5 protein-coding genes and 2 pseudogenes are annotated in these 8,942 nt (G+C 62.8%); 4 read left to right on the top strand and 3 right to left on the bottom strand.

Annotated elements, in window-relative coordinates:
* From PHX69_RS13210 to PHX69_RS13220, 3 genes are all read left to right on the top strand, one after another.
* Positions 1–4,524, top strand: a 4,524-nt coding sequence (locus tag PHX69_RS13210) for an excinuclease ABC subunit UvrA (RefSeq protein ID WP_288044243.1), incomplete at its 5' end; no start/stop codon positions are given.
* Positions 4,525–4,574: 50 nt separating this feature from the next.
* The gene (locus tag PHX69_RS13215; RefSeq protein WP_288044250.1) at positions 4,575–4,970 is read left to right on the top strand and encodes a hypothetical protein; all 396 of its coding nucleotides are present in this window, start codon (positions 4,575–4,577) and stop codon (positions 4,968–4,970) included.
* Positions 4,971–5,138: 168 nt separating this feature from the next.
* Positions 5,139–6,104 (top strand): Bug family tripartite tricarboxylate transporter substrate binding protein, encoded by a 966-nt coding sequence (locus PHX69_RS13220; protein WP_119012674.1) that lies wholly within the window; start codon positions 5,139–5,141, stop codon positions 6,102–6,104.
* A 154-nt stretch (positions 6,105–6,258) separates the two neighbouring features.
* Here the strand turns inward: PHX69_RS13220 and PHX69_RS13225 are convergent, their stop codons facing one another.
* Positions 6,259–7,104, bottom strand: a complete 846-nt coding sequence (locus PHX69_RS13225) for an HAD family hydrolase (RefSeq protein WP_288044245.1) — start codon at positions 7,102–7,104, stop codon at positions 6,259–6,261.
* Positions 7,105–7,351: 247 nt separating this feature from the next.
* Between PHX69_RS13225 and PHX69_RS13230 the strand changes: the two genes are divergently transcribed.
* Positions 7,352–8,392 carry an acyltransferase family protein gene (locus PHX69_RS13230; RefSeq protein ID WP_288044247.1) on the top strand — a complete coding sequence of 347 codons (1,041 nt, stop codon included), beginning with the start codon at positions 7,352–7,354 and terminating at the stop codon, positions 8,390–8,392.
* On the opposite strand, the pseudogene PHX69_RS13235 reads toward PHX69_RS13230, so the two are convergent.
* Positions 8,393–8,626: pseudogene (locus PHX69_RS13235) on the bottom strand (IS5/IS1182 family transposase); the annotation flags it as partial.
* A gap of 198 nt (positions 8,627–8,824) precedes the next feature.
* Positions 8,825–8,942, bottom strand: a pseudogene (locus PHX69_RS13240) (IS5/IS1182 family transposase); the annotation flags it as partial.

Raw genomic sequence — 8,942 nt, forward strand, 5'->3', positions numbered from 1 at the left:
GCGCTGGGCACCAGCCTGGTCAACACGCTGTTTGTGCTGGACGAGCCCAGCATCGGCCTGCACCCGCGCGACATGCACCGCATCACCGAAGCCATGCTGCGCCTGCGCGATGCGGGCAACACGCTGGTGGTGGTCGAGCACGACCCGGCGGTCATGCTGGCCGCAGACCGCATGATCGACATGGGCCCCGGCCCCGGTGCGCGCGGTGGCAGCATCGTTTTTGACGGCACCCCCGAGGCGCTGCGCCACGCCGACACCCTCACCGGCCAGTACCTGGGCGGGCGCAAGCACATCGGCATGGGCTTTGTGCGCCCCGTGACCGAGGCCACGCCGCGCCTGGTTCTGGAAGGCGCGCACGCGCACAACCTGCGCCACGTCACGGTGCAGTTTCCGCTGCAACGCCTGGTCAGCGTGACGGGCGTGAGCGGCTCGGGCAAATCCAGCCTGGTGCAGGACGTGCTGGCGCCCGCGCTCTTGCGCCACTTTGGCAAGGCCACCGAGGCGCCCGGCGGCTTTGTGCGCCTGCTGGGCGCCGACCACCTGGGCGATGTGGTGTTTGTCGATCAATCGCCCATCGGCAAAACCGCGCGCTCCAACCCCGTCAGCTACGTGGGCGCGTGGGACACCCTGCGCGAGCTGTTTGCCACCGCACCGCTGGCCGCCCAGCGCGGCTATACGGCCAGCAAATTCAGCTTCAACAGCGGCGACGGGCGCTGCCCCACCTGCGGCGGCTCGGGCTTTGAGCATGTGGAGATGCAGTTCTTGAGCGACGTGTACCTGCGCTGCCCCGACTGCGACGGCAAACGCTACCGCCCCGAAATTCTGGAAGTGACCATCGAACGGGCGGGGCCCGAGAAATCGGGGCCAGAGAGATGGGGGTCAGAGCCCCATTCTTTGGCAGGCCAGCCAGTGGGCGATGGCCCCAGCACCAATCAATTGGAATCTGCCCCCCATTTACCCCGCCCCGCCACCGTGGCGCTGAACGTAGCCGACGTGCTGGCACTCACGGTGAGCGAAGCGGCTGCGCTGTTTGCCGATGACGCCCAAGTCATCCGCGCCTTGCAGCCACTCATCGACGTGGGGCTGGACTACCTGCAACTGGGCCAGAGCGTGCCCACGCTCTCGGGCGGCGAGGCCCAGCGCCTGAAGCTGGCGGGCTTTCTGGCCGAGGCCGCGCGCACGCAAGCCAAGTCGCGCCAGCCACTGGCGCGCAAGGGCACGCTGTTTTTGTTCGACGAGCCCACCACCGGCCTGCACTTTGACGACATTGCCAAGCTCATGCGCGCACTGCGCAAGCTCCTGGACGCCGGGCACTCGCTCATCGTCATTGAGCACAACCTGGACGTGATCCGCGCCAGCGACTGGCTGATTGACCTGGGCCCCGAGGGTGGCGACGGCGGTGGCATGATCGTGGCCGAGGGCACGCCGCAGGACGTGCGCCAGCACCCGACATCGCACACCGGCGCGGCCCTGCGCGAGTACGCACAGGCGCTGGGCCTGGGCGACCTGGCGGTGCAAGAGCGCCCCGCACCGCTCCTGAAAAGTGAGCTGCAAGCGCTTATTCCGCAAGCTCTAGAGGCCAAAAACGCCATACAAATCGTCAACGCCAAAGAGCACAACCTGTGCAACCTGAGCGTGGACATTCCGCGCGGCCAGTTCAGCGTGGTCACGGGCGTGAGCGGCTCGGGCAAATCCACGCTGGCGTTTGACATTTTGTTCAACGAGGGCCAGCGCCGCTACCTGGAAAGCCTCAACGCCTACGCGCGCAGCATCGTGCAACCGGCCGGGCGGCCCGAGGTGGATGCCGTGTATGGCATTCCGCCCACGGTGGCCATTGAGCAGCGCCTGAGCCGGGGCGGGCGCAAGTCCACCGTGGGCACCACGACCGAGGTGTGGCATTTTTTGCGGCTGCTGTACGTCAAGCTGGGCGTGCAGCACTGCACCAAAGACGGCGCCGCCGTGCAGCCACAAACGGCAGAGCGCATCGCCGCGCAGCTGCTCACGCAGTTTCGGGGCCAGCACATCGGCCTGTTGGCACCGCTGGTGGTGGCGCGCAAGGGCGTCTATACCGAACTGGCCGACTGGGCGAGCGCGCGCGGCCACAGCCACCTGCGCGTGGATGGAAACTTTTTGCCGACCACGGGTTTTCCGCGCATCGACCGCTTCAAGGAGCACACCATCGAGCTGCCGGTGATGAGCCTGACCGTGGCGCCCGACAACGAAGCCGATCTGCGCACCGCCCTGGCCCGCGCCCTGGAGCACGGCAAGGGCGTGGTGCATGTGCTGTCCAGCCTCGACGGCCTGCAAGAGGCGATGACAGCGGGTGCGCCCACGGCAGGCATAGGCCGCTTGCAGGTGTTCTCGACACGGCGCGCCTGCCCGGTCTGCGCCACCAGCTACGCCGAGCTCGACCCGCGCCTTTTCTCCTACAACAGCAAGCACGGCTGGTGCCCCGACTGCGTGGGCACCGGCGTGCAACTCACGGCCGCGCAGCGCCAGGTGCTGGACGACTCGGTGCTGGCCGACGAACAAAAAGGCCGCGAGCAAACCTTTGCCGAGCCCGACGCGCCCGACGTGGGCGATGTGGTCTGCCCCGGCTGCGCGGGCACCCGGCTCAACGCCACCGCGCGGGCCGTGCGCTTTGGCGCGCAGTTTGCAAAATTGATAGCTGCTAGCGCACAGCCCGCAAGCGCCGGAGGCCAAAATCATGCAAAAGATGCTGCCGTGGATGGCGTGGCCATCACCGAGCTGGCACGGCTGTCCGTCAGCGACCTGCGCCGCTGGGTGCAGGCACTGCAAACCGAGGGCAGCTTGAGCGCGCGCGAAGCCGACATCGCCCGCGACCTGATCCCCGAGATTGAGAGCCGCCTGGCCTTCCTCGAAGAAGTGGGCCTGGGCTACCTGACGCTGGACCGGGGCGCGCCCACCCTGAGTGGCGGTGAAGCGCAGCGCATCCGCCTGGCCGCGCAGCTGGGCAGCAACCTGCAAGGCGTGTGCTATGTGCTGGACGAGCCCACCATCGGCCTGCACGCGCGCGACAACCACATCCTGCTCAACGCCCTGCACCAGCTGGGCGCCAAGGGCAACACGCTGGTGGTGGTGGAGCACGACGAGGACACCATCCGCCGTGCCGACCACATCATCGACATTGGCCCCGGCGCGGGCCAGCGCGGCGGGCGGCTGGTGGCCCAGGGCAGCGTGGCCGACATCACCGCCGCACCCGACTCGCAAACGGGCCGCTACCTGCTGCATGCCATGCGCCACCCGCTGCAAGCGCGGCGCAGCATGGTGCCCGGCGAGGCCAGCGCTGCCGTGGGCGCGCTGGCCGAGCCTGCCGCAGCCCTCTCCGAGGCGCCCGCTGCCCCTGCCGGGCGCCAAAGCGCCGCCGCCAAAAAGCGCGCCGCACAAGCGGCATCGCTGGCCGCCGATGCGCTGACCGAGGCCCAAACGCGCGCCGCCATGCGCTGGCTCACGCTGCACGGCGCCCATCTGCACAACCTGCACGATGTGACCGTGCAAGTGCCCCTGCACCGTCTGGTGGCGATTACCGGCGTGAGCGGCTCGGGCAAATCCACGCTGGCGCGCGATGTGCTGCTGACCAACGTGGCCGCCTGGGTGGGCCAGCGCGCCACCAAGGCCGGGCGCGAGGTCATGGATGCGGGCCAAGCGCCTTCTTTGGTCGGCTGCACCGGCCTGCAAGGCTTTGAAAGCATTGACCGCGTGCTCGAAGTCGATCAAACGCCCATTGGCAAAACGCCGCGCAGCTGCCCCGCCACCTACATCGGCTTCTGGGACACCGTGCGCAAGCTGTTTGCCGACACGCTGGAGGCCAAGGCGCGCGGCTACGGCGCCGGGCGCTTTTCCTTCAACACCGGCGAGGGCCGCTGCGCCAGCTGCGAGGGCGCGGGCATACGCACCATCGCCATGAGCTTTCTGCCCGATGTGAAAGTGCCCTGCGAGGTCTGCCACGGCGCGCGCTTCAACCCCGAAACGCTGGCCGTGAGCTGGCGCGGCAAAAGCATTGGCGACGTGCTGCGCATGGAAGTCGATGAGGCCGTGGGCTTTTTTGCCAGCATGCCCGCCATTGCCCACCCGCTGCAACTGCTGCAAGACGTGGGCCTGGGCTACCTCACGCTGGGCCAGCCCAGCCCCACGTTGAGCGGCGGCGAAGCCCAGCGCATCAAACTCGTGACCGAGCTGACCAAAGTGCGCGACGACGTCACCCGGCGCGGCCAGAAGGCACCGCACACCCTGTACGTGCTGGACGAACCCACCGTGGGCCTGCACATGGCCGACGTACACAAGCTCATCCGCGTGCTGCACCGGCTGGTGGACGGCGGCCACAGCGTCATCGTCATCGAGCACGACCTGGACGTGATCGCCGAGGCCGACTGGGTCATCGACCTCGGGCCGGAAGGCGGCGAGGCGGGCGGGCACATCGTGGCCGCTGCCACGCCCGAAGACCTGGTGCGCCTGGGCACGCACACCGGCTGCGCGCTGGCGCCGGTGCTGGCGCGGGGGTGAAGATGCCCGAAAGCGGTGCGCAACAACCCGGCATGGGCGCTGAACCGTCCATGCCGCCGTCACAGGGCCAGACGGGCCACCCCGTGGACGGGCACATCGTCCACTGGCACCCCAGCGCCCCCCCGAAGCCGCCCGAGGGCACACCCTGCAATGGCTGCGGCCTGTGCTGCCTGGACGCGCCTTGCCCGCTGGGCATGCTGGTGTCGCGCCGGCGCACCGGGCCGTGTGTGGCGCTGCGCTGGAGCGATGCCCAGCAGCGCTACCTGTGCGCCATGGTGGCCGACCCCGGTGGCGCGACCGGCATCACGCGCCCCTGGGCCGTGGACGCGCTGGCCTGGCTGGCGCGGCGCTGGATTGCCGCAGGCGCAGGCTGCGATGCCAGCGTGCAAGCGCACCCCGTGGAACAGCCACCCGCCACGCATGCTGAATCGCTCCTGAAAGAATAGCTGCTCGCGCTGGCCAGACGGGCGCTACAGCCCCCTTTTGCTACTCAAAACACACGGCATACCGGGCCTCAAAAAACATGTCGCATCAGTGACAGTTTCAGGGGTTTCCTGCATGCGCGGCGCGCTGGTCTGGTGCCCAATAACCCCCTTTCACTGAAGGAGCCTGCTTTGCAGCGTCGAAACATCCTCCACTGGGGCGCAGCCGCCCTGACTGCCCTCTCGCTGGGCAGCGCCCATGCGCAGACCTTTCCCGCCAAGCCCATCAAGCTGCTGGTGGCCTTTCCCGCAGGCGGCCCTACCGACATCAGCATGCGCGTGCTGGCCGACAACGCCAGCAAAATCCTGGGCCAGCCCGTCATCGTCGAGAACAAGCCCGGCGCGGGCGGCACGCTGCCCGCACAAACCTTGCAGAGCAGCGCGGCCGATGGCTACACGCTGGCGCAAATCCCGCTGGGCGTGTTCCGCATGCCCTACACCACCAAGATCAACTGGGACCCGGTCAAGGACATCAGCTACGTGATCAACCTCACGGGCTATGCCTTTGGCGTGGTGGTGCCCGCCGATTCGCCCATCAAGACCTGGACGCACTTCGTCGCCTGGGCCAAGGCCAACCCCGGCAAACTCAGCTACGGCTCCACCGGCGCCATGACCAGCCCGCACCTGACCATGGAGCTGGTGGCACAAAAGCTGGGCATTGAGCTGCTGCACATCCCCTACAAAGGCAGCGCCGATCTGATGCAGGCCACCCTGGGCGGGCAGCTCATGGCCGCCGCCGATTCCACCGGCTTTGCGCCGCAGGTGGAGGCGGGCAAGCTGCGCGTGCTCAACACCTGGGGCGCCGAGCGCCTGGCCAAGTTCCCCGATGCGCCCACGCTCAAGGAGCTGGGGCTGGACGTGGTGCAAAACTCGCCCTTTGGCCTGGGTGCGCCCAAGGGCACGCCAGCGGCGGTGGTCAAGCGCCTGCACGACGCCTTCAAGCAGGCCATGGAGCAAGACAGCTACAAATCCGTCCTGGCCCGCTACGACATGGTGCCCATCTACATGAGCACCACGCAGTACCAGAAGTTTGCCCAGGACACCTTCGCCCGCGAGAAGGCCCTGGTCGAGAAGCTGGGCCTGGCCAAGCCACAGTAAAGCGCTGCCGCTGCCGCTGCGGCCACCACCAGGGGCGCAAACTGCTATTGACTTGATAGCCACTTGCGCGCGTCTGGCGGGCCTCAAGGTCACTTTTGATATGCAAAACGCCCTCGGATGAGGGCGTTTTGCATGGGCCGTGCGCGCTGCGGCGCTACGCCCCCGGGGCCGCTTTGGCCGCCAGAATCGCCCGCGCCATCTCGGCAAACCCGGCGCCGCGCGCGGCCTGCGTCACGTAGCGCGGCAGGTAGCGCAGCTGCGGCGCAAAGCGCGCCACGTTGGCCACGCCCACGCTGTGCGGAAAATGCTCAAACATGACCTGGTCGTTGAGCGAATCGCCGACAAACACCCAGCGCTCCATCTCATCGTCCAGCGTGCGGCCCAGCAGCTCGCGCACGATCCAGCGCGCGCCCACCAGCTTGTTGTGCGTGCCGTAGCTGGCGTTGATGTGGATGCTGCTGATCTGCGCGTTCATGCCCGCTGCGCGCAGGATGGCCAGCGTCTGCGCAATGGCCTCGGGCGGCAGCTGCGTGAACTCGCTGTGGTCGATGGCGATGTCCGTCTCGCGCCCGGGCGAATCCTGCGCCAGCACCGCGCCGGGCACCTCGCGCAGCACCTGCTGCGCCACCTGCTGCATGCGCGCGTAGTTGGCAGCGCGCGTGGCGGCGTCTTGCAGATACCATTTTGATAGCTGCTCGCGCCCTTCCCTATTGGGCTGGAGGCCGTTTTGGCTGCTATTTTTCGGGGTGCGCAGCAGGGCCACGGAACCCGTCTCGGCCACGATGGCATCGACCGGCCAGGTGGTGGCAAAGGGCTCGCTCCAGCCCGCAGGCCGCCCGGTGATGGCGATGACGTACAGCCCCGCCGCCCGCAGCGCCGCCATGGCCTGCAAGGCGTCGGGGGTGATGGCGCCGTCGGTGGTGAGGGTGTCGTCCACGTCGGTGAGCACGCCCACCGTGCGGGCGCGGGCGTCAAGGGGCCAGTGGGTCAGGTCGAGCATAGGACAAGGTTCGGGGTTGCGTTGCAGTGTTTCCGATTCGCGGCGTGAAAACTATCTCGCCATACAAAAATCATAGGCTGCCGGTTTTTATATAACGGAAGGAGAGAAATATAATATGGCTGGGGATGCAGGATGCTGCGCTTATAGCTCAGAGACTGTGCTATAAGCGCCAAGTCGCTGGGATATGGCTTGCGTATAATTCAACGCAGCATAATAGCACTTAACTTTATCAAAAATAAGTAATTACATGAGCAATGTAAATTCATCAAGATCAAATAATTTTGACTTTATCAGAATAGCCGCCGCATTTTCAGTGCTTTTTTCACACCAATACGCCCTGATGGGAATTAAAGAGCCATCGATATTAAATGTTCATTCTTTGGGCGGATTAAGCATATTAATATTTTTTTCCATCAGTGGATTCTTGGTATCTCAGAGTTTTGATCTAGACCCCAATGCATGGAGATTTCTTTTCAAGAGATTTCTAAGGATTTGGCCAGCTCTTGCTGTAGTTATCATAATAACCTCTTTGGCGCTGGGCCCACTCATCACCAACCTGACAATGAGTGAGTATTTTGCACACGAAAATTTTATAAAATATTTTAAGAATCTTTATTTTTCAACAAAAGACATCCTACCGCTGGAGTTCTCTGGGAATGCACTTCAATGGTCATTGAATGGTTCTCTCTGGACAATTCCACTTGAAGTGAAGTGCTATCTTTTATTGGCATTCGTGGGTTCCTTTGGCGCATTCCGAAATAAGTATGTTATTCCAACACTATTTTTTATACTTGCACTGGTTTATTTCTGGATGGAGCCAAATTTTGGCCATCTTATTGAAAGCTCAAAAATATCTGTAAATGATTATTATTTATTTCAGTTTAGTATATTTTTTATGGCCGGGGCTTGCTTTTACAAACTAAAAATTCATGAGAACTTTAAACTAGCTCTTGCACTGCTTGTTATCGGATGGATATTAGGTGGGATTGCTGTTTTATTTTTAAAACCAATACTTGCTTTGTTTTTTGTTGTTCCAATAACAACCTTGTTCTTGGGAAATTTAAATACCGACATAATAAACAGAGCGGGCCGATATGGCGACATCTCATATGGCATATACATATACGCATTCCCAGTTCAGCAAACATTCATATGGCTATGGAAAGACGCTATTCCATGGTGGCTACTGCTCTTTTTTGTATTAATAACAACAACTATTTTTGCTTTTTTGTCATGGCATTTAATAGAAAAAAAGGCATTAAAACTCAAGGGCGCGTTGAAAAAATAGAATTAATGAGCGACACAGTAACTTGAGCTCATCAATCTGTACGATCAGGGCGTCAACAGGCTTTTTTTCCTTGAACAGCTCTTTGCGTTTACCCGGATACATGGCTATATGCCAAGTGACGCCCTTTTGGGCATCCGGGCGTTTGTCTACACCTTGGTAGCCTGCATCACCAAAGCCATCAGTTTCCTCCCCATGCCGCAAGCCATGGACAGTGATGGCGCCATTGCCTGCTGACTCTCACCAAACGCGAGGGTGGGTGTTACAGGATTTCCTTAGGGATGTTCTGAATAACTCGGATTCATGAGTGCTACATGGCCGATGTTTTCAAATGACGCAATTGCAACCGTTTTGCTCGCATCTTCGCGCCATTTTTCACGCCCTTTCGGGCCATTTGCACCGCTTTCGCGGCCCCTTGCCCGTTTTCAGGCGCACTCATGCCTGCGCCGCCAGCAATTGATGACGCACCATCCACAGGTTGGAAAGCGCAAACAGCGTCTTGAGCTGCAACGTGTTCTTCTTCAATCCCCGGTAGCGCACCTTGGTGTATCCA

The organism is Simplicispira sp., assembly GCF_028687295.1.
GTDB lineage: Bacteria > Pseudomonadota > Gammaproteobacteria > Burkholderiales > Burkholderiaceae_C > Simplicispira > Simplicispira metamorpha.